The organism is Lonsdalea quercina subsp. quercina, from assembly GCF_000688655.1.
Taxonomy (GTDB): domain Bacteria; phylum Pseudomonadota; class Gammaproteobacteria; order Enterobacterales; family Enterobacteriaceae; genus Lonsdalea; species Lonsdalea quercina.
Window position 1 is genome coordinate 191,368 of the sequence record NZ_JIBO01000015.1, and the last position, 23,453, is coordinate 214,820.

Here is a 23,453-nt window from a genome sequence, read left to right on the forward strand (position 1 = left end):
TCCTAACGCAGGCGGATGGCTGGGTTGACCACCGCATACAGCAGGTCGACCAGCAGGTTAATCACAATGAATTCAAAGACGAACAGCATCACCAGCGCCTGAATCACCGGCTGGTCTTGCGTCTTGATGGATTCGATCAGCAGCCAACCGAGGCCGGGCCAGCTGAATACGCTTTCCNCCACGATGGAGCCGCCGAGCAGGAAACCAAACTGTAGCCCGAGCATGGTAATGACCGGGATCAGCGCATTGCGCATGACGTGTTTCCAGACGATCAGTCGGCTACGCAGCCCTTTGGCTCTGGCGGTGCGCACGAAGTCTTCCTGCATCACCTCCATAAAGGCGGAGCGGGTAAAGCGGGCCATCACCGCCGCCACCGACGCGCCCAGCGTCAGCGCCGGAAGGATCAGGTCGGACGGCTGGTTAAAGCCGCCGACGGAAAAGACGCCGAACGGCATGGCGACGAACTGGATCAGCAGCAGCCCGAGCCAGAAGGGGGGCATCGAAATGCCGCCCACGGCCAGGCTCATCAACGACCAGTCCTGCCAGCGGCCGCGCTTCAGCGCCGACAGCACGCCGATCAGCAGACCGAGCACCACCGACCAGGCGAATCCGGCTAACGCCAGATACAGCGTCGGCATGAAACTCTTTTGAATGACGCTAAGTACCGGCTGCTGGGTGCGGTAAGTCACGCCCAGGTCGCCGTGCGCCAAACCGCCGAGCCAATTGAGATACTGCTGCGGCAGCGGATCGTTAAGCCCCAGATGCTGGCGGGCGGTTTCCACCGCTTCTACCGTGGCGTCGGGACCGGCGTAGAGCCGTGCCGGATCGCCCGGCAGCAGCTTGATAAAACCGAACACCAACAGGGAGACCACCAGCAGTACCGGGATCATTTCCAGCAAACGTCGAATTAAATAGGCAAACATGGCGCTCCCCTGTGTGATTACTTGAACTGAGCCTGATCAAAGATCAGCGAACCATCGGCCAGCATGTAAACGCCAGACAGATTTTTGGCTTTACCGACCAGATTGTCCGGCGCGCCCAGGAAGACGACGGGCGCATCTTTCCAAATCAGCTTCTGCGCTTCGGCGTAAGCGGCGGCGCGTTTGCCCGCATCTGCGGTGGCCAGACCGTCGGCGATAGCTTTATCCGTGGCCGGGCTGCTGTAGTAAGAGACGTTGTAGGACGTCGGCACCCAGGATTCGGTGGCGTACAGCGGACGCAGCGCCCAGTCGGCATCGCCGGTAGACGGAGACCAGCCGTTGTAGAACAGGTCGTATTCGGCTTTCTTCGGATCGGTCACGCCCCACAGCTTCTGGTCGCGCATCCCGGAGTCCATCGGCGTGACGGTCACTTTGACGCCGACCTGCTCCAACTGCTGCTTGAAGAACTGTGCGCTGCGGATGTAATCGGTGCGGTTGGTGGTCCACAGTTTCAGCGTCAGGCCGTTGCCGTAGCCCGCTTCCTTCAGCAGCGCCTTGGCCTTGGCCGGGTTATAGCTGTAGTTGGTTTCGGTCTGCGGCTGGAAGAACTGCACGTTCGGCGCCATCGGCGACTGGGCGGTCGTTCCCAAACCGGCGAAGCTGACTTTCAGCCAGATATCGCGGTTGATGGCGTAGTTAAGCGCCTGACGCACGCGGACGTCTTTCAGCACCGGGCTTTGGTTGTTCATCGCGATCCAGTACAGGTAAATTCCGGCGTCGCTCTGAATGGCCAGCTTGCTGTCGCTTTTCACGGTATTCACCAGATCGGACGGTAGCGGATAGGCCACGTCGGTCTGACCCGCTTTCAGCGAGGCCACGCGGGTAGAGTCTTCCGGCGCGGGGTAGAAGGTTACGCTGTCGACTTTTGGCCAGCCCTGTTGCCAGTAGTGGTCGTTTTTCACCAGCTTGACGTCTTTGCCCTGCTGCCATTCGCTGAATTTGAACGGGCCGGTCCCGACCGGATGTACGCGCAGCTGGGCTTCGTCGGGATACTGTTTCAGCGCCGCCGGGCTGTGCATAACGGCGGACGGGTGCGCCAGCGTGTTGATGAACGCGCCGAAGGATTCGTCCAGCTCGATTTTGACTTGCGACGGCGAGAGCACCGTCACGCTTTTGATCATCTTGAACAGGCTGTTGCGTTTCAGGCCTTTGCTTTGGTCGCTCAGGCGATCCAGGTTGGCTTTTACGGCCTCGGCATTAAACGGCGTGCCGTCCTGGAAGGTCACGCCGTCGCGCAGCGTAATGGTGAATTCGGTCGCGTTGTCGTTGCTGGTATAGCCAGTGGCGAGTCTAGGCACCAGTTTCATCGCGCTGTCGAACTGGAACAGGCGCTCAAAGATGCCGCTTTGTACGGAGTAGCTCAGCGTATCGGACGTATCGTGCGGATCGAGCCCGGTGATATCGGCATACATGGAGACGCGTAAATCCTGCGCCTGGGCGGCGGCCGCCAGACACAGGGATAGCCCGAGTGCGACGGTGGAACGGCGAAGTCGTAGTTGCATGGTGTCTCTCCTGCGTGATGTTGTGATTCGAATAAGCGTTTTTATGCGTTGTTTTCGTGAATACTGACCCAGTGGTGCGGCGCGACCCGGCGATACGTCGCCTTGGCGACCTTCTCGCTGGCTTTTTTCAGCGGGGAAGGCATTTCGCTGTCGTCCCACTGACGTTCGCTGCGTCGCAGGGGATCGGCCACCGGCACGGCGGACAGCAGGCGGCGGGTATAGGGGTGCTGCGGGTGATTAAACACGGACTGCCGGGGTCCGATTTCCACAATCTGCCCGAGGTACATGACTGCGNCGCGGTTGGCGATACGCTCCACCACCGCCATATCGTGGGAGATAAAAATCCACGACACGCCGGTCTTCTGTTGTAAATCCATCATCAGGTTGACGACCTGCGCCTGAATGGACACGTCGAGCGCGGACACCGCCTCGTCGGCGATGATCACTTCCGGTTGCAGCGCCATGGCGCGGGCGATGGCGATGCGCTGGCGCTGTCCGCCCGAAAATTCATGCGGATAGCGCTGGGCGTGCTCCGGCTCCAGACCGACGCTTTTCAGCAGCGCCTGCACCTGCGGCGTCGCCTCTTCCAGCGACTTCACCAGCCCGTGCAGCATCAGCGGTTCGGCGATAGTAAATCCCACGGTCAGACGTGGGTTGAGCGAGGCGTAGGGATCCTGAAACACCATTTGCATCTTGCGGCGCAGCGGTTGAAACGCTTTGTCCCGAATCAGCGACACCTCTTTGCCCTGAAACTGAATGCTTTCGGATTCGCTGTCGACCAGCCGCAGCAGCGCGCGTCCGGTGGTGGATTTGCCGCAGCCGCTTTCGCCGACAATCGCCAGCGTTTCGCCCGGCCAGACGCTGAAGTCGATCTGCTCCACCGCGTGGACGTGGTGCGTGACGTGGGACAAGATGCCGGTGCGTACCGGGTAGTAAACCTTGAGGCCGCGGATATCCAACAGCGGCGGCGCGTCGTAACGCGCGGTGATGTGGNCGCTTTCAGGCGTTTTCTGGCTCTGGCCCAGCAGCGGGAAGCGGCGCGGCCAGCGGCTGTTTTCCATGTCGCCCAGTTTCGGAACGGCGGCCAGCAGCGCCTGGGTGTACGGGTGCTGCGGCGCGGTGAAAATGGTTTCGACCGTCCCCTCTTCGACCACTTCGCCCCGGTACATCACCACGACCCGGTCGGCGATTTCCGCGACGACGCCCATGTCGTGGGTGATAAACAGGACGGCCATGTCGCTTTGCTGTTGCAGGTCGCGCAGGATTTGGAGAATGCGCGCCTGCACGGTGACGTCCAGCGCCGTCGTCGGTTCATCGGCGATCAGCAATTGCGGATCGCAGGCCAGCGCCTGCGCGATCATCACCCGCTGACGCATGCCGCCGGACAGCGAATGCGGGTAACTGTTCATCACCCGATCGACGTCGGCGATACGCACCTTGCGCAGCAGCGCCCGGGCCTTGCCGTCGGCGGCGGCCGCATCGCAGATCTGATGATCTAATAGCGCTTCGGTCAGTTGATCCCCCACCTTAAGCACGGGGTTCAGGGAGGTCATCGGCTCCTGAAAAATCATCGCCATTTCCCGGCCGCGCAGTTGGCGGCGAGCGTCGTCTTTCATGGGCAGCAGCGAGNGCTGCTCGCCGCCGCGGGTGGTGAAACGAATATCCCCCCGCTCGATGCGCGCAGAGGGGGCCAGCAGGCCCATGACCGTCAGCGAGGTCACCGATTTACCCGAGCCGCTTTCACCCACCACGGCCACCACTTCCCCCTTGTTGAGCGTGAACGAAACGCCTTTCAGCGCCAAATGGTTGCCGGATCGGCCGTTGAAACTGACGCTCAGGTCGTTGATTTCCAGCACCGGACGCGGTGCGCTGCCGGATGCTATGGCGGTGGTCGGCTTTGTGGACTGGGTATCCGTCATCGTCACTCCGGTGTATGCGGTTATAGCCAAATGCGGCCGAGGTTATAGGTCAGGTAAGGGGCGCTGTCCGCCGCCAGCCAGATGGGGCCGTCCAGATCAACATGGATGGCGCTGAGCGTGACCGGTAGCGCGGCTTCCATCGCCAGCGAGGAGCCGAGCATGCAGCCGATCATGATGCGCAGACCGCACCGCTTGGCTTCATTGACCATCGCCAGCGCTTCGGTCAGGCCGCCGCACTTGTCGAGCTTGATGTTGATCATCTCGTAGCGATCGCGCAGCGCGGCGATATCTCCGCCGTGATGGCAGCTTTCATCGGCGCAGATCGGAATGGCGTGGATGAAATCCGCCAGCGCGCCGTCTTCTCCGGCGGGCAGCGGTTGTTCCACCATCGCGACACGGCAGGCGGCGAGCTGCTGAAGCAGCGGCCCCAGATCGTGCTCTCCCCAGGCTTCGTTGGCGTCGACAATCAGCGTCACGTTGGGCGCCACCTGACGAATGGCCGCCACTTTCTCCACAATTTGCTCGGCGTTCAGCTTGATTTTTAGCAGCAGCGCGCCGCGGGATACCGCGTCAGCTGCGGCCTTGACCATGTTTTCCAGCGTGTCGAGGCTCAGCGTTTCGGCGGTGATGACGGACTGCGGCGACTGAATGGCCAGATGCTGCCACAGCGTCTGTTTGTTCAACGCCGCGTTGAGCCGCCACAGCGCGCAGTCAATCGCATTGCGCGCCGCGCCCGGCGGCAGTAAAGATTGCAGGTCGGTCAGTGAAACGCCGCGTTCTACGGCATCCCGCACCGTTTCCAGCTGCCGGACGACGCCTTCAGGCGTTTCCTGATAGTGGGCTGTCGGGGTGCATTCGCCGCGGCCGATAAAGCCGCGTTCTTCCAGCGTGACCCGCACTACGGTGACCGCCGTGCGCGTACCGCGAGAGATGGCGAACGGACGAGCCAGGGGCAATTCCACGGTTTCGATCTGCATCTGTCGCATTGGCTTACTCCTGCTCTTTCAACAGCGCGGCGATGTCCTGCATGCCGAAACGGACGGAGTCGGTCGCCGGCACGCCAAAGCGTCGACTGATCTCCTGGCAGTACTCACGCGCTTCCTGTTCAGTGTAGTGGGAGGTGTTGATGGCGAAACCGGCCAGCTTCACCTCCGGGCTGGTGACGCGCGCGGCGCGCAGGTTGGCATCCACGCACTCCTCCAGACTCACCATCGGCTGGTGCGGCAGATGACGCATGTGCGGACGGCCCATTTCGTGGCACATCACCAGCCAGTGCGGCTGCGCGCCGTGGATCAAGCCGGTGCTGACGCCCGCGTAAGAGGGGTGGAACAGGGAACCCTGACCTTCCACGATATCCCAGTGATCTTCGTCGTTGGCGGGGGACAGCGCTTCGGCGGCTCCGGCGATGAAGTCGGCGATGACCGCATCAATCGCGATGCCTTCGCCTGCGACCAGCACGCCGGTCTGGCCGGTGGCGCGGAAGTCCGCCTTCATGCCCAGATCGCGCATCGCCGCTTCCAGCGCCAGCGAGGTGTACATTTTGCCGACGGAGCAGTCGGTGCCAACGGTCAGTATGCGTTTACCGCTGCGTTTTTCACCGGAGCCGACGGACAGTGCCGGACGCATGTGGCGGATGTCGAACAGCTGTACCTGATGCTGCTCTGCCAGCGCTTGCAGGCCCGGGACGTCAACCAGACGCTGGTGCAAACCGTTGGCGACATTCATGCCGGCCTCAATCGCGGCGCGTACGGTGTCCAGCCAGTGTGGCGGCAGAAAACCCCCGGCATTGGCCGTGCCGAGCACCAGCGTTTTAGCGCCTCGCTCAGCGGCGGCGGCGATATCCAGATCGNCCAGACCCAGCGAAAGGGTGCTGCCCGGCAGGCGCAGTTGGCCAACGCACTGCTCCGGACGCCACGCGTGGATGCCGCGTGCGGTTTTAATCGCCAGAGGGNCGGTCACGTCGCCAAGGAAAAGCAGGTAAGGNTGAGGGATCAGCATCATGTCGTTTCTCATCGTTAATGGAATAGGGCAGAACCTTCGGGGCTCGGGGGATGTCGACGCGAACCGGTTTCCATCCGGCGAACCGCTTGTGTACCGTGTCGGCCCGACGTTGCGCTGTTGTCATCTTCTGCGTCGTTCGTGCCTGCCGGGAGCCAGTTCTCTGCCTATGACTATTTCACGATGCCTGCGTGGTGACGAATACTTGTTTGTCGGTGGGGTATAGCCTGAGGGTATAGGTGAATTTTTATCTAATTAATTGTTTTTGAGAGATAAATAAGACGTTTGGGTGCGACTGCGGCGCGTGATAATTCCGTGTTATAGGGCCAAAAGCAGAGAAAATGACGCATGCCCGGCAATCAGCAAGGCGATCAAAATCAAGGTCAGCGTGAATCCGCGCATGAGGATCGTAGGTGGTATGCTGTGGGTCTGCGGCGCGCGCTGGATGGCGCGCAGGCGCAACGGAACCCAGATGAAAATCGCCAGCGACGCCAGCAACAGCAGAAGACCGGCGGCCAGCAGCAGCGGTTGGGTGCTCAATGTTCCGGCCTTCAGCAACAGGGCCGTGTTGACCAGCAACAGGATGGCGGTACGCGACCACGCCAGCACGGTGCGTTCCGGCTGAACGCCTGGGTCGCGCGGCGACGGGGGAGACGGCATCGTCGGCACCCTACAGCTGCACGATCAGCAGCGCCAGCGCGATGGCTACCGCGCCAAGTCCGCAGGCGAAGACGACCAACATAGAAGTGTAGGGTAGGGGAAGGCCGTTGCGCATCGCCCGTTCGTTGCCCGCCCAGCGCCGGTAGGCCATTCCCGCCATCAAGGCCGCGGCCAGAGCCAACAGCACGGCAATCCCCTGTCGTACGGCAGGGGACGCTAGCGTCGTCGTAAACTGGTCGATGGCGACCGCGCCAGCCAGCAGGGCCAGCGCGGTGCGGATCCAGGCGAGGAACGTGCGTTCATTGGCGAGAGAGAAACGGTAGTCCGGGGCCGTTCCCTGCTGCTGCCAGGGGAGTGGGGTGTTAGGATCTGGGTCAGTTTGTCGCGCGTCACGCATGGCGTAAATTCACTGGCTGATGAAAAGTCGAGCTAACAGTTTACATGCCGAAAGCAGGTCGCTCCAGCCGTTCGGGCCGCCGTCGCTGGCGCTCTTCGCGCCCGTTTTAATCCGCCGGGCCGGTAGGCAGGGCCGGGTGAAGTCCGTATAATGCGCGCCAGTCAACATTCACCCGCCGGAGAGAAGCCATGCGCCCTACAGGCCGAAGTGCACAACAGATACGCCCGCTCACGTTAACCCGTCATTACACCAAACACGCGGAAGGTTCCGTCCTCGTCGAGTTCGGCGATACCAAAGTGTTGTGTAACGCCACGGTGGAAGAAGGCGTACCGCGCTTCCTGAAAGGGCAGGGCAAGGGATGGGTTACCGCAGAATACGGCATGCTGCCGCGTTCGACGCACACCCGTAACGCACGCGAAGCCGCACGCGGCAAACAGGGCGGACGTACGCTGGAAATTCAACGTCTGATCGCCCGTTCTCTGCGTGCTGCGCTCGATCTGAAAGCGCTGGGCGAATATACCATCACGCTGGATTGCGACGTCTTGCAGGCCGACGGCGGCACCCGCACCGCCTCCATCACCGGTGCCTGCGTGGCGCTGGCAGATGCGCTAAATGCGTTGGTTGCTAAAGGCAAGCTGAAGAAAAACCCGCTGAAAGGCATGGTGGCCGCGGTCTCCGTCGGTATCGTCAACGGCGAAGCGCTCTGCGATCTGGAGTATGTCGAAGACTCTGCCGCAGAAACGGACATGAACGTGGTCATGACCGAAGACGGTCGCATGATTGAGGTGCAGGGCACCGCAGAGGGTGAACCGTTCAGCCACGACGAGCTATTGGCGCTATTGGCGCTGGCTCGAGGGGGCATTGAAACGATTATCCAGGCGCAGAAAGCGGCGCTGGCGGAATAAAGCGTCTTGAAGAAGCGGCCTGGAGGGTCGCTTTTTTTTCGTCGGAATAAAACCGCCGGCGATGTGGATCACCGCGCTTGACGTTTGGGCACGATCATTCACTGTGCGGCATCGTAGGTTCATCCCTGAATATGCAATGTTGGCGGGTTGTAGCCCTTTGCGGCAGCGCGATGTGCCCTGCGTCAGGCGCGGAGTTGAGATGTTATCCGCTGAGGGGAGCAAAACGCCGAGTGTTTTTTGTCATCATAAGGTTACGTCAGAGGGTATTTCTCAGTCGACGGCAAAGGTCGGTTGGCTGAAGGGCGCGGTTTTCGGTTTGTCGCCGGGTATTCATCCATCATCACAGGAGAAGTTGTCATGAAAGCCTATCAACGCCAGTTTATTGAATTCGCACTCAGCAAGCAGGTATTAAAGTTCGGCGAATTCACGCTGAAATCCGGGCGCACCAGCCCCTATTTCTTCAATGCCGGGCTGTTTAATACCGGGCGCGATCTGGCTTTATTGGGGCGTTTTTATGCCGCGGCGCTGATGGATGCGGCTATCGAATTCGACGTGCTGTTCGGGCCAGCCTACAAAGGCATTCCTATCGCGACGACGACGGCGGTGGCGCTGGCGGAACATCACGATCGCGATCTGCCCTACTGCTTCAATCGGAAGGAAGCCAAAGATCATGGCGAAGGCGGCAGTCTGGTCGGCAGTCCGCTGGAGGGGCGCATCATGCTGGTGGACGATGTCATCACGGCGGGCACGGCAATCCGTGAGTCGATGGATATCATTTCCGCGCAGGGCGCGTCGCTGGCAGGCGTTTTGATTGCGTTAGATCGTCAGGAACGTGGGCGCGGCGAGCTTTCCGCGATTCAGGAAGTGGAACGGGATTATGCGTGTCAGGTGATTTCCATCATCACCCTTAAGGATCTTATCACCTATCTGCGGGAGAAGCCGGAGATGGCGGAACATCTGACCGCAGTGCAGACCTATCGCGATCGTTACGGCGTTTAACCATGTGGCAGCGCCGCCGGTGAGCGGTGCTGCCAGCGTTTGACGTTAGGCGAGCTGGGCGGCCAACATCGGCCAGCGCAGGTCGAATTCCTGGGTGGGGAGGAAGCGAAACTCCGAACGGGTATAGCGGGACAACATGCCTTCGCAGAAGGCTAACAGTTGGCTGGCAAGCAGCGTTTCATCGTTCTTGAACGGTTCACCGCCGCGCATTTTGTGTTCCCGTAGAACCTGCTTGATCTGAGATTCAATACGGTCGAACAGCTGGTTGATTCTTCCCTGCAGGCGATCCTGCTCAAACATCAAGGCATGTCCGGTCAGGATACGAGTCAATCCCGGATTTTTTTCGGCAAATCCTAAAATCAGCAGCAAAATCAGACGAAGACGATTAAATGTCTCCTTTTCATCCTGCAAAATCAGGTTGATACGGGTTGTCAGGCTGTCTTCGATAAATTCGATCAGGCTGTCGAACATCCGGGTTTTACTGGGAAAGTGCCGGTAAAGTGCCGCTTCAGATACGCCGACGTTTGCAGCCAGTTTCGCGGTAGTGATCCGTTGACTGCCGTCGCTGGATTGCAGCATCTGCGCCAGTGCCTGCAAGATTTCCTCGCGACGGTTCCTTTTCGTATTTTCTTTCTCTGCCATGTCTGAAAAGACCCTTGATAATGATTCAACTGCCCACACCAGATAGCGCCACAGTCGCGTTAGTTACGCTGTGGCTAATAGGTTTTTTCGAAAGAATAGATGTGGATCAGTGACGGCCCGAGTGACCGAAACCCCCTTCTCCGCGTTCACTGTCGGTGAATTCGTTAACCAGATTGAATTCAGCCTGAACGACCGGCACAAAGACCATCTGCGCGATGCGCTCGCCGGGTTCGATCGTAAACGGCGTCGAGCCGCGGTTCCAGACGGACACCATCAACTGGCCCTGATAGTCGGAGTCAATCAGCCCGACCAGATTGCCCAGCACCACACCGTGCTTATGGCCCAAACCGGAACGAGGCAGAATCACCGCCGCCAGCGAAGGGTCGCCGATGTGAATGGCCATACCGGTCGGCAGTAAGGTGGTTTCGCCCGCGCCAAGTTCTACGGCGCTATCCAGACAGGCGCGCAGGNCCAGACCAGCGGAACCCGGCGTGGCATACGTCGGCAACGGGAATTCCTGTCCGATGCGGGGATCGATAATTTTTACGTCAATTTTTTTCGTCATATCGGCTGACAATCTCGTCAATTAGCTGTTGGCCCAGGAGACGTTTGCTGCCGAGCGGCAACTGTTTGTCTCCCCCGTGCCAGAAAAGGTGCAACGCGTTGGTTTTCGCATTGAATCCGCGGTCGGCTTGGGACACGTCGTTTGCGCAGATTAAATCCAGTTTTTTGCTGGCCAGTTTCTNCCGCGCGTATTCTTCCACATTAGTGGTTTCGGCAGCAAACCCGACAACATAAGGCCGATGAGCCTGAATCGCTGCAACGTCGGCGATGATATCCGGATTTTTTATCAGGGTGACAGTCATTTCATCGCCCTGCTTTTTGATTTTTTCACTCTCCACATTTTTTGCCCGATAGTCCGCTACGGCGGCGCAGCCGATCACGATGTGCTGTTCGGGGGNGGCGGACATGACCGCTTCATGCATTTCCAGCGCGCTGGCGACGTCGATACGCCGTACGCCGTTGGGCGTGGGCAGATCGACCGGGCCGGCCACCAGCGTGACCGCCGCGCCGCGCGCCGCAGCCGCTTCGGCAATGGCGAAACCCATCTGACCGGAACTGTGATTACTGATGAAACGGACCGGGTCCAGCGCTTCTCGCGTCGGCCCTGCGGTAATCAAGAAGTTCAGGTGCTGCAGATCGGCGGTTTGCGCGAAAAATTGCTTCGCCTGTTCCACGATATCCATCGGGTCAAGCATTCTGCCGGGGCCGACGTCGCCGCAGGCTTGGCTGCCGCTGTCCGGCCCCCAAACATGCACGCCGCGTTCGGTCAGCCGCGCGAGGTTGTCCTGCGTCGGCAGAGCGCGATACATCTGTTGATTCATCGCCGGCGCGACGGCCAGCGGCGCGGCACTGGCCAGACAGGCCGTCGTCAGCAGGTCGTTGGCCATACCGACCGCCAGTCGGGCGATAACGTCAGCCGATGCGGGGGCGACAATCACTAAATCCGCCCATTTCCCGATCGCGATATGCCCCATCGCGGCTTCAGCGGCCGGATCCAGTAAGTCGTCCGCCACCGGATAGCCGGAGACGGCCTGAAGTGTGAGCGGCGTGATGAACGCTTTAGCGGCAGGNGTCATCACTACGCGTACCTCCGCGCCTTCATCCCGTAGGCGGCGGACCAGCTCGGGGCATTTGTAGGCGGCGATGCCTCCGCTGATACCCAGTACGATATGTTTGCCGGCGAGCGCGAGCAGACTGGAGAGTTCCGTCATCGTTGTGTCCGAGTGTGAGCTAAAGAAAGTGTCGGGCATTTTACCATAAGCGTCCAAAGGAAACGGAATCTTGTCATGGAGGAGCTTGTTGCAATGACCGATTGCGTATTGCCTCGCATCTTTCCCTCCGGCCCCTCGTTCACCCCCAGTCCGCATGCCAGAATGCCCCCAAGACTCAGGGAGGGAGACACTATCATGATGTGGTTAAACGGGCAGGCACCAAGGGAAAAACTGATACGGAATGGGGCCTGTGCATTGACGGATACGGAACTGCTCGCCATTTTTTTGCGTACCGGATTGCCGGGAACGCATGTTATGCAGTTGGCGGAAAATCTACTGAACCAGTTTGGGTCGCTGCATCAGTTAATGACGGCGGAACAGACCCAGTTTTGCAGAGCTCGCGGTATCGGGCTGTCCAAATATACGCAGTTGCAAGCGGTGGGAGAGCTGTCGCGGCGGCTGTTTGCCTCACGATTAGCGCGCGAAGACGCCCTGATCAGCTCGGAGGTGACGCTGCAATATCTCCAGTTGTTGCTGGCGCATCGTGAACGCGAAGTTTTTTTAGTCCTTTTTCTAGACAATCAGCATCGTGTCATTCGCCATCAGGAGATGTTTGCTGGTACGATTAACTGCGTAGAGGTGCACCCGCGAGAAATTGCTCGTGAGGCGCTGAAGGCGAATGCAGCCGCGTTGATTCTGGCGCACAACCATCCGTCGGGAAAGGCAGAGCCCAGTCAGGCTGACCGCGCCATTACGGAACATATCGTCAAAGTATGTCAATTGCTGGACATCCGCGTGCTTGATCACCTGGTTATCGGGCACGGTGAGTACGTCTCTTTTGCTGAGCGCGGGTGGATTTAAGGCATATTTCGACGATCCTGAGGGATCTTTAGCTGTTCGGGACTTGAGCGCATACGCTTCAGAGCGTATACTACGCCNCCTTTGAGAATCTTGGGTGTGGCGTTAAGAGCCTATCTCAGCAGGTTTCCCCTGATGACAGAGTCTTTTCAGTGAAGTTGCTGAGATGGGCTCTAGAGCCTGACGAGGCGGCCAATACCCTATACGAAGCTCGAGCTGATTTGATTTTTGGAGAATAGACATGTCCCGAGTCTGCCAAGTTACTGGCAAGCGTCCGGTGACGGGTAACAACCGTTCCCACGCACTGAATGCGACCAAACGCCGTTTTCTGCCGAACCTGCACTCACACCGTTTCTGGGTGGAAGGTGAGAAGCGCTTTGTTACGCTGCGCGTATCTGCTAAAGGTATGCGTATTATCGATAAAAAGGGTATTGAGGCGGTTCTGGCCGACTTACGTGCCCGTGGTGAGAAGTATTAAGGAACTGAATCATGGCTAAAGGTGTTCGCGAGAAGATCAAGCTGGTTTCTTCTGCTGGTACTGGTCACTACTATACCACTACGAAGAACAAGCGCACTAAGCCGGAAAAACTGGAACTGAAGAAATTCGATCCCGTTGTCCGTCAGCATGTGATCTATAAAGAAGCTAAAATCAAATAATTTTAGTGGATTATCAAAAACCCGGCCTCGGCCGGGTTTTTTTGTGTCTGCAATTGGCGAATACGGCTGTGGTAGAGTGTTGACCATGACTTTTCACGGGAGGAAACATGCCTGAATTACCAGAGGTGGAAACCAGTCGCCGGGGTATCGAACCTCATCTGGTCGGACACACCATTTTGCATGCGGAAGTGCGCAACGCGCGCCTGCGCTGGCCGGTATCCCCTGAAGTTATGTCATTGAGCGATGAAGCGGTGCTCAGCGTACAGCGTCGCGCTAAATACCTGTTGATCGAGCTGACTCGCGGTTGGATTATCGTCCATCTCGGTATGTCCGGCAGTGTGCGCGTGTTGCCTGAATACATGGAACCCGGTAAGCATGACCATGTTGATCTGGTTCTGGATAGCGGCAAGGTGCTTCGCTATACAGACCCGCGACGCTTCGGCGCCTGGCTGTGGAGCGCGGATCCGGCGACAAGTTCCGTGCTGGCTCATTTGGGTCCGGAACCGCTCAGTGATGCGTTCAGCGGCGACTACCTGTTCGAGAAATCGCGGGGCCGCAAGACGCCGATAAAGCTTTGGATCATGGATAACAAGCTCGTGGTCGGCGTGGGTAACATCTACGCCAGCGAATCCCTGTTCAGCGCGGGTATTTCGCCGGAGAGAGCCGCAGGCTCATTGAGCGAGGCTGAGTTCCAACTCTTGGCGGTCACCATCAAGAAAGTGCTGCTACGTTCTATCGAGCAAGGCGGAACCACGCTGCGTGATTTTTTGCAGTCAGATGGCAAACCGGGCTATTTCGCGCAGGAACTGCAGGTCTATGGCCGTTGCGGCGAACCTTGCCGCCACTGCGGGACGTTGATCGAAAGTTTGAAACAAGGGCAGCGCAGCACGTTTTATTGCCGCACCTGCCAGCGCTGACGGCGCGTCAGGCCAGCTTTTTCCGCAGGGCCGCCGAGATGGGCGGAGGAAGAAACGGATCGATGTCGCCGCCGTGCCGGGCGACCTCTTTCACCAGTGTGGACGAAATAAAGGACCATTGCTCCGCAGGCATCAGGAACACGCTCTCCAGTTCGGGCATCAGATGCGTGTTCATCTTCGCCAACTGCCACTCATATTCGAAGTCCGATACCGCCCGCAGTCCGCGCACCAAAATAGTCGCCTGATGCTTCTGGGCAAAATGCGCCATCAGTTCGCTGAATCCCATGACTTCCACGTTGGTCAGATGGCTTGTCACTTCGCACGCCAGCGCAACGCGTTCTTCCAGCGTGAACAGCGTATTTTTGCTGGGACTGGCGGCAATCGCCAGGATGAGATGGTCGAACATCCGGGCGGCGCGGGTCAGCAGGTCGAGATGGCCATTGGTCAATGGGTCGAAGGTGCCGGGATAAATCGCTCTAGTCGTCATGATGTTTACGCTGGTTATTCAGTGCCCACAAGCCAGTATATTTATTAAACGTATACTGCGCATTGACTATCGCCAGCAGCAGTCCGCGCTTGCCGTCCAGAAAGCCGGCGCGCAGCAGCCAGGTCTTGGCGAAAGCGCCGAGCGTATGGGTCAGGATGGAAAGGTAGCTACAGCGTTTACCCGCCTCAAAACGCGACTGCGCCCAGCTGGTAGCGTAGTCGAATTGCTTTTGCTGAAACGCGAAAAAGTCCCGGCAAGTGAGATGTTCTAGATCGCCTGCCAGCGAAACGACGCGCGCGTCGCCGTAATCCAGCGACTCATGCNCCGCGTTATCGTTGTAGCGATAGTGGCGCGGGTAGAGGCGGATCACCTCATCGGGATACCAGCCGCTGTGGCGCATAAACCGACCTAAAAACAGATTGCGGCGCGCGCAGCGGTAGACGGTTTTTCCATCGGGCGCCGCGAGCACTTGCTCGATCGCGAGTTTCAGCTCGGGTGTGACGCGCTCATCGCAGTCGATCATGAAGATATAGTCGCCGCTGGCGTAGCTTTGCGCCCGTTGTCGTTGTCGGCCGAAGCCCGGCCAGTCGTGATGCTGGAACACCTGTGCGCCGTACTGACGGGCGNTCGCCTGCGTATCGTCGCAGCTGCCGGAATCCAGAACGATGATCTCGTCCGCCCAGGAAACAGAGGCGAGGCAGTCCGGCAGCAGCTCTGCTTCATTACGGCTGATGAGCACAACAGACAGGCGAGGATGGCTCATTATTGTCTCCGCGGCGGTAGATAAGGTTCCAGTAGTTTTAGCAGACTTTGCAGCGCGCCCTGATTTTTATGCAGCACCTGTACCGCGTGACGGCCGTAATACTGGCGATAGTCATCGTCGGAGAGAAGATTGCTGACCTGTTCGACCAAGGAGGCGGTGTCCGTCACCGTGATCAGACCATCGGACTGCTGCAATCGGGCGCAGATATCTTTGAAATTGAACGTATGCGGTCCCATCAGTACCGGGATGGCATGCGCCGCTGGCTCCAGTGGGTTATGGCCGCCGCGTCCAATCAGGCTGCCGCCGACAAAAGCCAGGTCGGCGATGCCGTAGAGCAGCATCAGTTCGCCCATTGTATCGCCGATGACCACCTGCGATGAGGCCGGCGGGATAGCACCCTCGCTGCGCATGGTATAATCGAGACCGGCCTTGCTGACGATGGTTTTGGCGTCGTTGAAACGCTCTGGGTGGCGCGGCACCAGAATCAGCAGCAGGTTAGGGAAGGTCTTCAGCAGTTCGCAGTGTGCGTCGACAACGATCTTCTCTTCGCCGTCATGGGTGCTGGCGGCAATCCACACCGGGCGTTGGGAAGCCCATTGACGCCGTAACGTCACCGCCTTCGCCGCCAGCTCCGGTGTCACGGAGATATCAAATTTAAGGCTGCCGGTGACGTTCAGCTGTTTGCGCTTGAGGCCCAGCGAAATAAACCGTTCGCCGTCTTCCGCATTCTGAACGGCGATCAGGGTGATACGTCGTAGCAGGGTGCGCATCAGCTTGCCCAGCTTTTTGTAACCGGCGGCGGAGCGTTCGGAAAGACGTGCGTTGGCGATGACCAGCGGAATATGGCGCTGATGCAGGGCATCGATCATATTGGGCCAAAGTTCGGTTTCCATCACAATGACCAGCCGTGGCTGAACGTGATTTAAAAATCGTTTCATCGCGCCCGGTAAATCATAAGGGAGATAGACGTGGTACACGTCTTTGCCAAAGGCGGATTGCGCGCGTTCCGAGCCGGTCGGCGTCATGGTGGTCACGGTGATGGGCAGCGACGGATAGCGGTAGCGTAACGCTCTCACCAGCGGGACGGCGGCCAGTGTTTCTCCCACGGAAACGGAATGCAGCAGGATACCTTCCGGTTTTACGGTGTCTTTGTAAAAGCCATAACGTTCGCCCCAGCGTTTGCGATAGGCAGGGGTTTTACGGCCGCGTAGCCAAAGACGAATCCAGATCAGAGGCTGGATGAGGTAAAGCAGAACGGTATACAGCAGCTGTAACATAAGTATCTATATTTAAGTCAGAGATAGCGAATTCTATATATTTATAGACGCTAAATCTATCATTTACGATAACGGAGGCCGGGATATCCCTTTTCTTGGGGCCTGGGTGTAATACGCGTTTAATCAATATGTTGCAACTCATGCGTCGTGTCGTCATCTGGACGTAACTCGCTGTAATAACTAGTCTTTAAGGTAAGTGGCGCCATGCATTTACCCATAATGGCGTTGTGCAAAAATCATATGATTTATGTAAATAAAAATTGAAAAAAGAGAGCGAAATGACATCCTCAATTAATAACCTCATACGGGTGTTATCAAGTCTCGTCATTATTAACAAAAGGCTAAATAGCCGGTGAATATATTCTCTGTTTTTTGTCTTATCGCATCGCTATTTACTATTTCAGTGAATATTCTCTGCGTTAATTAATTATTCGAAATAAAGTATCGAAACTTTTGGGTATTTATTTTCTTTTCGTCCTCGCATCGCGGTAGCCAGAGATACCCATGACGGCATAGCTCCTTTGTCGATGAGTCAAAGAAAATTATATTACAGAAGACAACCAATTGAATTATAAGGATAATGTTTCATATGTTGCTTATTGCATCGAGCCGGTTCCGTTTCAATGTGGCACGGGCGTTTCGCGAAAATATCGCGTAGTAATACCGGCGAATGGGCCTTGATTCTTCGCGGTGTATTCCTGTTTTCTCGACGTTGCGCTTATTTGGTAGAGAAGCTCGATGCGAAGAACAGAGTCAGGATTATCTCCCCCGGCGTTATTTTCTTTGATAGCCCATTTTCTTCCGATGAAAAAAACGAAACAGAATTGTGCGTATTCGCCTATTTTTCTGTGAACAATGGAGGATACCGGTTCGTTGTTGTCGTCTCCGGCGGGCGTTTTATCCCGCTCTTTCAGATAAATTCCGACAGCCTCGTCGTGCATACGAGGTATAGCCGGAATGTTAATAAACACGCGGGAGGCATTTTGTCTCCCGCTGCGGATGCGGTAGCGCTGAAAAGCGTGTCAGGGCCGCACTGCCGTAAAATCGCGGCGGTCAGTGAGCCGATTGACGCTCTGCAAGCGCGAGATAGGCCGCGCATATCGATTCGATGCGGTAGCGCTCCAGCTGGGACTTGTCGATTTCCGGCGGAGACGCCAGAACCGACTTCAGCGCCGCTGCCAGCGAGTCGTCGGTCAACGCCGCGAGACCCTGAGCCAATGGGCCGGTCAGGATCTCTTCCGGCCCTCCGGGACAGCGGGTGCTGACGACCGGCGTTCCACAGCTCAACGCTTCAACCAGCACGTTGCCGAAGCCTTCGCTGTCGGAACTCAACACCAGCAGTCGGGCATGGCGGATATAAGGGTAGGGGTTGTCGCAGAACCCTTGGAAAATAACGCGATCGGCCACGCCCAACTCGACGGCCAGCTGTCGTATGCGCTGTACTTCCTCGTCCCGGCCTTTACCCAACAAGACCAACGGCATCTCGATGCCGCTCAGCGCATAGGCACGAATCAGACGGTCGTGACGTTTGTTGGGATGGAAACGACCGACGTGCACCAGATAATCCGTCCCGGCGCGTTCGCAGGGCTGGTCAGCCAGTACGGCAATCGCCGCAAAATCAAACGGGTTGTTAATGACTGCCGCGTTGGAAGGCCGTACCTGAAAGGCGCTTTGTAAATCCGACAGCACCGCTTGAGACACCGCAACGATGTTGCGTTGCTGGTAGACCCGTTGAATTTTGGCGCGTTTCAACCAACGGGATAGACCGGTTCGATGGCCGAGATACGACGGGGAGAACATGCCGTGCAGGCAGAACCAGACGTTGTCGGGATTGAGCGCCCGGCTGCGGGCCACAATGCGGTCGGTCTTGTGCAGATTTGACAACACCAGATCAAACGGTCCCAGCTGCGCTTGCGTACGTTGGATCGCCGCATCCAGCATTGCGGCGCGGCGGCGAAGTTCGGTGAGCTTGCGCCAGGGCGCTCGGCTGTGGTCGGCGATCGTCTGATAATCCACGCCTTCTGGCACAGGGTATTCGCAGACGTCGCGCAGCGAAAATAGCGAAACTTGATGGCGCTGAGCCACAAAGCCTGCGGCCAGCGTCAACACCACTTTTTCTGCGCCGCCGCCAGGCAGACCGTCGATGATCATCAAGATACGCATGTGTTATTCGTCCAATAGGGTTCGATAGAGCGAGATAAGCTGCTGAGAAAGCTTTTGCGGCGACGCATCGATAATGCGCGCGCGCGCCGCGTCGCCCATGCGGCTGCCGGGTGCGGCGACGGGCAGCGCCATCACGGCATCGGTCAGCGCCGGGATATCGAGCGCATCGCAGACGAAACCATTTTCACCGGCCCGGATGAATTCCGATCCGCCGCAGGTCGTGGTCGTGATGACCGGCAGTCCGCAGGCCATCGCTTCCAGAATCACGTTGGGGAAGGGATCGTAGAGCGTCGGCAGCAGCAGGCCGTCAGCCGCATGATAGTAAGGCTGCGGATCTTTCTGCATACCGGTAAACCGGATACGCGATTCGCATCCCAATGAAGCCGCCAGCGCCCGGTATTGACGTTCCGCTTTATCCTGCCCGACGACGATGAGGTAGCGGTTCGTTCCGGCGACAGCCCGGATGGCGGCCGCTAGCCCTTTGCGCTCGAAGCCGGAGCCGACGTAAACCATCACGCAGGCGTCTTGCGGCAGCGTCAGCGCGGTGCGCATCGCCCGGCGCTGCGACTCTTCCGCGGGTAAAAAGCGCGTGCTGTCGATAGCGTTATAAATGACGTGGATCTTATCCGCGCTGAGACCAAACTCTTCGATAATTTCCTGCTTAATCAATTCTGCGTTGCAGATGACCGCTTTCAGCTGCGGCGCCCGATACATATCGCCTTCGGCCTGCATGATGTAGCGATGGAATCGGTTGGAGAACAGTAACGGTTTGCGCCAGGCGGGAAGCAGACGCGCGCGCTGCATGAGCCAGCGACGATGAACGCCGTCGCCCGCGCGATAAATGTCGCATCCTGCGATACGTTCGTGGCTCTGCACCAAATCGAACTGCTCTTTCTGCCACAGGGCGCGGGCAGCGTCGGCGAATCCGCGTTCACGCCCGACTCGGGTCCAGTAGCGGGGATGACACAGGTGCAAATGCCAGTCCGGCTTCTTTTCACCCTGCCNCTGACGCGTAATAACGTTCAGCTGTAAATCTTCATCTTCCAGCGCTTCCAGCGCGCGGCTTACAAAGCGTTCGGCGCCGCCGTCCGGCCGATATTTCTGCCGCACGATGGCGAGGCGAAAATGACTCATGATAGTTGTCTCCGTACCGCGGCCGTTACCGCCTCGACGGGGATCAGGTCGAGATAGCGTTGTTGTGTGCCGGTATCGATATCATCCGGATCGGGTAGCGTGCCGTAATCACCGGCCCAGATCACCTCTCCCGGCGCCTGCCAGGGACGCCAGAAGTGCAGTTTGGAAGGACCGAACAGGGCGATGCTGGGCGTTTGCAGGGCGGCTGCCATATGCATGGGGACGGAATCTACGCCCAAAAACAGGCGTGCATGGTCGATAAGCGCCGCCAGCTGGCGCAATGTTAGCTGGCCGGAGAGCGAGACCACGCCGTGGGTCGGGCAGTGGGCGAGAATATCGGATACCATCTTCTGCTCTTTGACATCGGGTCCGGATGTCACGACGATCGTGTGCCCGTCCTGCCTCAGTGCAGAAATCGCCGCCGCCATTTTCTCTTCGCTCCAGCATTTGAAGAGCCAGCGGGAGGTCGGCTGGACGACGATGTAGGGACCGTCAACCTGCTGCTGCCGCAGTTTCTTCTGACACTGCGCCCAGTCTTCAGCGGTATACCCCATCGTGACTTGCGTGCTGACGGAAGGAATGCCCAGTGGTGAGAGGATGGACAGGTTTTGTTCCACGGTATGCTGCTGCCCATGCTGCTCGGAGCTGACTAAATCGCTGTGGCAGTATCGCCAGAGCGGGTGTTGACGTTTCTCAAAGTCGAAACCCAACCGCACCGGCGCGCCGGTCAGTTTCGCTATCAAAGCGCTTCGCCACTGATCGGCCAGGTTAATGACGAGGTCGTAGCGCTGATGACGCAACTGGCCGATCAACTGCCACTCTTTGCTGAGCTGGGTCCGCAGTCCTTGTTTCTTCCATTGGCGATCGATGGCGAAAATGCGATGGATGCGTGGATTGGCTACCAGCATGTCCTGCGTTTCGAGGTACAGCAGCACATCGATTTCGGCATCTGGATAGGTTTGACTCAGGGTGTTGATGACCGGAGTGGTTAACAGCATGTCGCCATGATGGCGAAATTTTATCAGCAGAATATGCCTGACGGCATGGGCTGTGGTGTGATTCATCAGCGACGTTTCTCATTGCAAGCAGAGGGCGATTTTAGATGACATCGCCAAGAGTGGCTACTATTGATCCCCGACGAACTGTGTTCTCCGTTTTTACCTGCGTAGCAACATCTTCAGTTACAATAATGACTTTTCAGGGTGACGGTAGCGGTTTAGGCTGCCCACGTCACCGACGTACTTTACGTCCTAAGATTATCAGGCGCAATTTCCATGTGTAAACCAGCATTTATCATCACGATCGACACGGAAGGAGATAATCTTTGGCAGAATAATGACAAGATTTCGACAAGAAATTCTCATTATTTGCCACGATTTCAGCAGCTCTGTGAAAAATACGGTTTCAAGCCCACCTGGTTGACGAATTACGAGATGGCGCTGGATCCCGCTTATATAGAGTTCGCCAGGGACGTCATCGCCCGAGACCAAGGCGAGGTTGGGATGCACCTACATGCCTGGAACAATCCGCCTGAGTTTGATCTGACCGGGAATGATTGGCGCTATAAACCTTATCTGATCGAATACCCTAAGGCGTTGATGCGACGGAAAATTGAGTACATAACGTCGTTACTCGAAGATACGTTCCAGCGTAAAATCCGCAGCCATCGCGCTGGCCGCTGGGCGTTGAACGAAGAGTACGTTCAGCTGTTGATGGAGTATGGCTATGAGATTGACTGTTCCGTCACGCCGCTGGTGAACTGGCGGTATTCGCAGGGCGACCCGAACGGGCAGGGCGGCACAGACTATAGCCGCTTCCCACACCATGCTTACTTCATGGACCCGAATAATATTGCGCAGCCGGGGAACTCCACATTACTGGAAGTGCCGATGAGCATTCAGTATAAGCACAGTGGGCTACTCAACGCGATGACACGGATATACGATTGCCTGCGCGGAAAACAGCGCAGCGCTTCCGTGAATTGGGTGCGGCCGAAAGGCGGCAACCTGCGTCAGATGGAATCGGTGGTCGAAAAGATGTTGGCCGATGGCAGCGACTACGTGGAGTTCATGCTCCACTCGTCCGAATTTATGCCGGGAGGCAGCCCTACGTTCACTACCGAGCAAGATATCGAAATGCTGTATCGCGACCTAGACGCGTTATTCGCTTCGCTCGCGGAAAAAACAGAGGGCAAAACGTTGTCGGAATTTTATCAGGGAATTAAGGCTGATTAGATGAAGAAAGGCTGGAAATTTAAGCTCGTTGATCTGTTTTTGCGTCTGTACACTCGCGGCAAGGGGCGGCTTCAGCCTTCGCAGCAGCTCGTTACGGAGAGCGCGTTCTCCCATATCGTCATTTATTCCACGACCGCGCTGGGCGATTTGATGTTCAATACGCCGGCGATCCATGCGGTGCGCCAGCGCTTCCCCCAGGCGAAGATCACGCTGGTCGTGCACAAGAAGCTGGAAGCCTTTGTTGAAGACGGGGACGATTGGCAGCATGTCGTATGCTGGAATACCAAAATCAAAACGGTTCCTCAGCTGGTGCGGGACATTCAACAGTTCGGTATGCCCGACTTGGCCATCATTCTGCATTCACACGATCCTTATGATTATCTAAGCGCGGTGATGTCAGGGGCGAAATACGTGTTGCGCGATAACTATGTCGACGGCATTACGCCGATGGATCGCTGGCTGGCGGGATATGTCATCGGATTTCGCGGACATGTTATTCAGCGCAAGCTGGCGCTGGTCTCTATGCTGGGGGCGGACGTCAGCGATATCAGCATGCGCATCCCTTTTGCGGTGGCACCTGTCGACAAAGCGGGGCGCGGCACGGTGATTGGTTTTCAGATGGGAGCCTCAACGTCTGAGCGCTGCTGGCCGGTTGAGTATTTCGCCGCGGTGGCCGAGCATTTTCTTGCCACGGACCCGACCTGCCAGATTGCGCTGACGGGGTGGTCTGGGGATAGTCCGTTGGCCGAGTCGCTGCTGCGGCAGGTCGATCCGGCGCTGCATTCTCGCATCGTTAACCATATCGGTTCGTCCAATCTGAAAGAGCTGGTGGGGCTGATCAACGGTATGGATGTGCTGGTGACCGGGGATACCGGGCCTCTGCATATTGCGATAGCGCTTAAGGTGCCGACGGTGAGTTTGTTTGTGACCGCGGAGCCGCACAGTACCGGACCCTATCAGGATCCTGACCTGCACGATGTGATTTATGGCGCCACCAACAACCTCGCTATCCAGCAAGGTCATGTGATGGAGGCGATTAAGCCGCAGCAGGTGATTGACCGGGTCGCGCATCGTATCGAACGGATAAAGACGCAAGCGGAAGGTATGCTTCGCTGAGGCTGTACCGCTATATCTTTGACGGCCTGTCTGATTGAGCTAGTAAAAACGCCCTTGCCGAAAGGCAGGG

25 protein-coding genes are annotated in these 23,453 nt (G+C 57.7%); 8 read left to right on the forward strand and 17 right to left on the reverse strand.

What is annotated here, in order from left to right:
• Window positions 1–2: 2 nt before the first annotated feature.
• The 7 genes from RZ35_RS14110 to RZ35_RS14140 all read right to left on the reverse strand — a co-directional run bounded on the left by RZ35_RS14110 (window position 3) and on the right by RZ35_RS14140 (window position 7,456).
• A complete protein-coding gene (locus RZ35_RS14110) occupies window positions 3–923 on the reverse strand; it encodes an ABC transporter permease (RefSeq protein ID WP_026743898.1) in 921 nt (306 codons plus the stop codon).
• Window positions 924–940: 17 nt separating this feature from the next.
• Window positions 941–2,482, reverse strand: coding sequence for a glutathione ABC transporter substrate-binding protein (locus tag RZ35_RS14115; protein WP_026743899.1), 1,542 nt, complete (start codon window positions 2,480–2,482; stop codon window positions 941–943).
• 41 nt (window positions 2,483–2,523) lie between these two features.
• The gene (locus RZ35_RS14120; RefSeq protein ID WP_026743900.1) at window positions 2,524–4,401 is read right to left on the reverse strand and encodes an ABC transporter ATP-binding protein; all 1,878 of its coding nucleotides are present in this window, start codon (window positions 4,399–4,401) and stop codon (window positions 2,524–2,526) included.
• Between the two features lie 20 nt (window positions 4,402–4,421).
• The gene (gene dgcA / locus RZ35_RS14125) at window positions 4,422–5,387 is read right to left on the reverse strand and encodes an N-acetyl-D-Glu racemase DgcA (RefSeq protein ID WP_026743901.1); all 966 of its coding nucleotides are present in this window, start codon (window positions 5,385–5,387) and stop codon (window positions 4,422–4,424) included.
• 4 nt (window positions 5,388–5,391) lie between these two features.
• Window positions 5,392–6,399 (reverse strand): N-acetyltransferase DgcN, encoded by a 1,008-nt coding sequence (gene dgcN, locus RZ35_RS14130; RefSeq protein ID WP_026743902.1) that lies wholly within the window; start codon window positions 6,397–6,399, stop codon window positions 5,392–5,394.
• A 318-nt stretch (window positions 6,400–6,717) separates the two neighbouring features.
• Window positions 6,718–7,059, reverse strand: coding sequence for a DUF202 domain-containing protein (locus RZ35_RS14135; RefSeq protein WP_026743903.1), 342 nt, complete (start codon window positions 7,057–7,059; stop codon window positions 6,718–6,720).
• A gap of 10 nt (window positions 7,060–7,069) precedes the next feature.
• Window positions 7,070–7,456 (reverse strand): YidH family protein, encoded by a 387-nt coding sequence (locus RZ35_RS14140; protein WP_026743904.1) that lies wholly within the window; start codon window positions 7,454–7,456, stop codon window positions 7,070–7,072.
• A 188-nt stretch (window positions 7,457–7,644) separates the two neighbouring features.
• On the opposite strand from RZ35_RS14140, the gene rph reads away from it, so the two are divergent.
• Both rph and pyrE read left to right on the forward strand, forming a co-directional pair.
• Window positions 7,645–8,361, forward strand: a complete 717-nt coding sequence (gene rph / locus RZ35_RS14145; protein ID WP_026743905.1) for a ribonuclease PH — start codon at window positions 7,645–7,647, stop codon at window positions 8,359–8,361.
• A gap of 357 nt (window positions 8,362–8,718) precedes the next feature.
• The gene (gene pyrE, locus RZ35_RS14150) at window positions 8,719–9,360 is read left to right on the forward strand and encodes an orotate phosphoribosyltransferase (RefSeq protein WP_026743906.1); all 642 of its coding nucleotides are present in this window, start codon (window positions 8,719–8,721) and stop codon (window positions 9,358–9,360) included.
• Between the two features lie 45 nt (window positions 9,361–9,405).
• On the opposite strand, the gene slmA is transcribed toward pyrE, so the two are convergent.
• The 3 genes from slmA to coaBC all read right to left on the reverse strand — a co-directional run bounded on the left by slmA (window position 9,406) and on the right by coaBC (window position 11,777).
• On the reverse strand, window positions 9,406–10,002 hold the full coding sequence (slmA, locus tag RZ35_RS14155) for a nucleoid occlusion factor SlmA (protein ID WP_026743907.1): 597 nt from the start codon (window positions 10,000–10,002) through the stop codon (window positions 9,406–9,408).
• A 106-nt stretch (window positions 10,003–10,108) separates the two neighbouring features.
• Window positions 10,109–10,567 (reverse strand): dUTP diphosphatase, encoded by a 459-nt coding sequence (gene dut, locus RZ35_RS14160; RefSeq protein WP_026743908.1) that lies wholly within the window; start codon window positions 10,565–10,567, stop codon window positions 10,109–10,111.
• Window positions 10,551–11,777, reverse strand: a complete 1,227-nt coding sequence (gene coaBC / locus RZ35_RS14165) for a bifunctional phosphopantothenoylcysteine decarboxylase/phosphopantothenate--cysteine ligase CoaBC (RefSeq protein WP_026743909.1) — start codon at window positions 11,775–11,777, stop codon at window positions 10,551–10,553. The genes dut and coaBC overlap by 17 nt, the downstream gene beginning before the upstream one ends.
• 195 nt (window positions 11,778–11,972) lie before the next feature.
• On the opposite strand from coaBC, the gene radC reads away from it, so the two are divergent.
• From radC to mutM, 4 genes are all read left to right on the forward strand, one after another.
• Window positions 11,973–12,638, forward strand: a complete 666-nt coding sequence (radC, locus tag RZ35_RS14170) for a RadC family protein (protein ID WP_026743910.1) — start codon at window positions 11,973–11,975, stop codon at window positions 12,636–12,638.
• 238 nt (window positions 12,639–12,876) lie between these two features.
• Window positions 12,877–13,113, forward strand: a complete 237-nt coding sequence (gene rpmB, locus RZ35_RS14175) for a 50S ribosomal protein L28 (protein ID WP_005290060.1) — start codon at window positions 12,877–12,879, stop codon at window positions 13,111–13,113.
• 11 nt (window positions 13,114–13,124) lie between these two features.
• The gene (rpmG, locus tag RZ35_RS14180; RefSeq protein WP_026738454.1) at window positions 13,125–13,292 is read left to right on the forward strand and encodes a 50S ribosomal protein L33; all 168 of its coding nucleotides are present in this window, start codon (window positions 13,125–13,127) and stop codon (window positions 13,290–13,292) included.
• Window positions 13,293–13,399: 107 nt separating this feature from the next.
• A complete protein-coding gene (mutM, locus tag RZ35_RS14185; protein WP_026743911.1) occupies window positions 13,400–14,209 on the forward strand; it encodes a bifunctional DNA-formamidopyrimidine glycosylase/DNA-(apurinic or apyrimidinic site) lyase in 810 nt (269 codons plus the stop codon).
• Window positions 14,210–14,216: 7 nt separating this feature from the next.
• On the opposite strand, the gene coaD is transcribed toward mutM, so the two are convergent.
• The 7 genes from coaD to rfaQ form a co-directional block, all read right to left on the reverse strand.
• The gene (gene coaD, locus RZ35_RS14190) at window positions 14,217–14,696 is read right to left on the reverse strand and encodes a pantetheine-phosphate adenylyltransferase (RefSeq protein ID WP_026743912.1); all 480 of its coding nucleotides are present in this window, start codon (window positions 14,694–14,696) and stop codon (window positions 14,217–14,219) included.
• Window positions 14,686–15,459 carry a glycosyltransferase family 2 protein gene (locus tag RZ35_RS14195; protein WP_081825734.1) on the reverse strand — a complete coding sequence of 258 codons (774 nt, stop codon included), beginning with the start codon at window positions 15,457–15,459 and terminating at the stop codon, window positions 14,686–14,688. Before RZ35_RS14195 ends, coaD begins: the two co-directional genes overlap by 11 nt.
• Window positions 15,459–16,736 (reverse strand): lipid IV(A) 3-deoxy-D-manno-octulosonic acid transferase, encoded by a 1,278-nt coding sequence (gene waaA / locus RZ35_RS14200; protein WP_026743914.1) that lies wholly within the window; start codon window positions 16,734–16,736, stop codon window positions 15,459–15,461. Before waaA ends, RZ35_RS14195 begins: the two co-directional genes overlap by 1 nt.
• 620 nt (window positions 16,737–17,356) lie before the next feature.
• Window positions 17,357–17,677 (reverse strand): hypothetical protein, encoded by a 321-nt coding sequence (locus RZ35_RS14205; RefSeq protein ID WP_026743915.1) that lies wholly within the window; start codon window positions 17,675–17,677, stop codon window positions 17,357–17,359.
• A gap of 112 nt (window positions 17,678–17,789) precedes the next feature.
• Window positions 17,790–18,899 (reverse strand): glycosyltransferase, encoded by a 1,110-nt coding sequence (locus RZ35_RS14210; protein ID WP_026743916.1) that lies wholly within the window; start codon window positions 18,897–18,899, stop codon window positions 17,790–17,792.
• A 3-nt stretch (window positions 18,900–18,902) separates the two neighbouring features.
• Window positions 18,903–20,033 carry a glycosyltransferase family 4 protein gene (locus RZ35_RS14215; protein ID WP_026743917.1) on the reverse strand — a complete coding sequence of 377 codons (1,131 nt, stop codon included), beginning with the start codon at window positions 20,031–20,033 and terminating at the stop codon, window positions 18,903–18,905.
• Entirely contained in the window at window positions 20,030–21,100 is a 1,071-nt protein-coding gene (rfaQ, locus tag RZ35_RS14220; protein ID WP_394296488.1) for a putative lipopolysaccharide heptosyltransferase III, read from the reverse strand. Before rfaQ ends, RZ35_RS14215 begins: the two co-directional genes overlap by 4 nt.
• A gap of 207 nt (window positions 21,101–21,307) precedes the next feature.
• Between rfaQ and RZ35_RS14225 the strand changes: the two genes are divergently transcribed.
• Both RZ35_RS14225 and RZ35_RS14230 read left to right on the forward strand, forming a co-directional pair.
• A complete protein-coding gene (locus RZ35_RS14225; protein ID WP_026743919.1) occupies window positions 21,308–22,267 on the forward strand; it encodes a polysaccharide deacetylase family protein in 960 nt (319 codons plus the stop codon).
• Window positions 22,268–23,383: a glycosyltransferase family 9 protein gene (locus RZ35_RS14230; protein WP_026743920.1), complete on the forward strand. Its 1,116-nt coding sequence runs from the start codon at window positions 22,268–22,270 to the stop codon at window positions 23,381–23,383.
• The last annotated feature ends 70 nt before the right edge of the window (window positions 23,384–23,453 follow it).